Here is a 2,486-nt window from a genome sequence, read left to right as displayed (position 1 = left end):
GCGGACGCCCCCGGACGCGGGGTACCGCGCCCTCCGGGCCCGGCCTCAGCGGACCACGTCGAAGACCTGCTTCTGGACACCGTTGGAGTACGCCTCGTGCTCGACCAGCCTGAGCTTCTGGGCGTCCTTGTCCGTGTCGCTGAACAGCCGCTTGCCCGCGCCCAGCAGCACCGGGAAGACCAGCAGGTGGTAGCGGTCGACCAGCCCGGCGTCGGCCAGGGCCCGGCCCAGGGTGGCGCTGGCCTGGACCGAGATCGGCCCGCCCCCGGTCTCCTTCAGCGCGGCCACGTCCTCGACCGAGCGCAGGATCGTGGCGGGCCAGCGCGGGTCGTCCTTCTCCAGCGTGGTGGAGACCACGTACCGCGGCATGGCGTTGTAGCCGGCGAACTCCTCCACCATCGTCGGCCACACCGGGGCGAAGGCGTCTTAGCTGCGGCGGCCGACGAGCAGGGCGGTCGCCTCCTCCTGCTCGCGGGCCTTGATCCCGTAGGCCGCCTCGTCCGTCTCGATGTCCTTGAAGGTCCAGCCCGCGTTGCGGTAGCCGGGCTCGCCGCCGGGGGCCTCCATGACTCCGTCGACGGACACGAACGCGGTGACGATCAGGGTGCGCACAGGTGACTCCAGGGTTGCTCTGTCTCTTTACTCACCCACACGTCGAACGGGGCCTCCCCCGATCGACACCGGGGCGGAACTTTTTCCGGAGGGGCCGAGCAGGCCCTCGACTCCATGGCCGTGCACGCCGCCCCCCGGATGGGGATCGTGTCCGAGGTCGACCGGTACATCTCCCCACCGGGACGTCCCTGGAGCCGGGCCCCGGCGCTGACGCGGCCCGGCGCGGACGGCCGGCGCCCCGGACTCAGGCCCCGCCCGCTCCCCGGGCGCCGTCGTCCAGGCGCGGGAGCGCGCGGGAGCCGTAGTGCGCGTAGCGCTCGCCCGTGGGCAGGGCGTAGAAGGTGACCGGGGCCCACGACCGCATACCGCCGGGGCGCACGACGTAGAACCCCTCCTCCACCGGGACCAGGACGTGCTCCTGCTCGGGCTCGGGGTCCACGTCGGCGAGGGGCCCCAGGACGGTGGTCCGCATCACGGTGTCGCCGTCCCTGGCGAACACCTCCATGCGCAGCGCGGCGTGCTCGTACGTCCCCAGGACGGGGGCGGGGTCGACCTCGGCCGGGACCGGGGGCGGCGCCGGCCTGTCGGGAACCCCGATCCCGGCCAGGTCGCGGAAGACCTCGCGGTACAGATCGTGGTACAGATCGGACGCGTGGCCGCCGTTGGTGAGCAGGACCACGGCCAGGCCGGTCTCCGGGGACACGCGCAGGAACGCGGACTGCCCGATGGTGTTGCCGTCGTGGCCGACGAGCCGGTGCCCGTTCCAGTCGTGGCGGATCCAGCCCAGCCCCCAGGAGTCGCCCAGGGCGTGCGCGCCGGGCACGTCGACCTGGAACTCCGCCATGGCGCGCACGCCCTCCTCGCTCAGGACGCGTGTGCCGTCCTCGGCGAGTCCGCCGTCCAGGTGCATGCGGGCGAAGCGCAGCACGTCCCGCGCGGTGGAGGTGAGGAGCCCGGCCGGCCCCATCGACCGGGGCAGCCCCCACACCGGGGCGCGCACCGGGTCGGGGAGCCCCCGCACGTGTCCGACGGCCGCGCCGTGCAGCAGCGCGTCCTCCGGGAGCGTGCCGGTGTGCGTCAGACCGAGGGGGGCGAACAGCGCCTCCCGCATCGCCGCGTCCCACGTGCCGCCGGTGAGCCTCTCGATGACGCGGCCCAGCACCGGGAAACCGGAGTTGCAGTAGGAGAAGGTCGCTCCGAGCGGGTGGATCAGCGCCGCGTCGGAGAGCAGGGCGACGTACCTCTCCAGGGTGTCGTCCCCCCTGCCGGTGTCGGTGAACAGGTCGCCGTCGATGCCGCTGGTGTGGGTCAGCAGGTGGCGCACCAGCACCCGCCCGGTCGTCGCGGGGTCGGAGAGCCGCAGTTCGGGCAGGACCTCCGCCACCGGGGTGTCGAGGGTGAGGCGCCCCTCGTCGACCAGCCGCATGATCGCGGTGGCGGTCCACACCTTGGTGATCGACCCGATCTGGAACACCGAACCCGTGTCCACGGGGTGGCCGGTCTCCGTGTTGAGCACGCCGCAGGCGGCGAGGGCGATCCGGTCGGGCTCCCGCCCCTCCCCTTCATCGGAGGGGCGGCCCAGCGCCAGGATGCCGAGCTGGGCCCCGGGAACCCCGTGCTCGGCGGCGAGCACCCGGAGGCGTTCGCCCCAGTGCGCCTCGTCGACCGCGGTCCGGCGGGGTGCGGGGGTCGGCCTGTCCTCCGGGCGCGGTGCCGTCGTCGTCACGGGTGCTCCTTCTGTGGTCGGGCGGGGACGCGGGCCCCCCCCCCCGGGGGCCCCCGCCCCCCCCGCCCCGGCCCCCCCCCCCCCCCCGGGCCCCCCGCCGGATGCGCATCGCTCTGGGACCGCAGACCGTCGCCCGCACCCGCCGCAA

Annotated in this window: 1 protein-coding gene and 1 pseudogene; both read right to left on the bottom strand. The window is 74.6% G+C overall.

What is annotated here, in order from left to right:
• Window positions 1-45 precede the first annotated feature (45 nt).
• A pseudogene (locus ACWGL3_RS31990) lies at window positions 46-612 on the bottom strand (dihydrofolate reductase family protein).
• 244 nt (window positions 613-856) lie between these two features.
• Window positions 857-2,338 (bottom strand): serine hydrolase domain-containing protein, encoded by a 1,482-nt coding sequence (locus ACWGL3_RS31985; protein WP_452462155.1) that lies wholly within the window; start codon window positions 2,336-2,338, stop codon window positions 857-859.
• Window positions 2,339-2,486: the final 148 nt, after the last annotated feature.

Source organism: Nocardiopsis sp. NPDC055824, from assembly GCF_053616335.1.
Note: the sequence above shows the minus strand (reverse complement) of the source record. Positions and strands in the feature narration are given on the sequence as shown.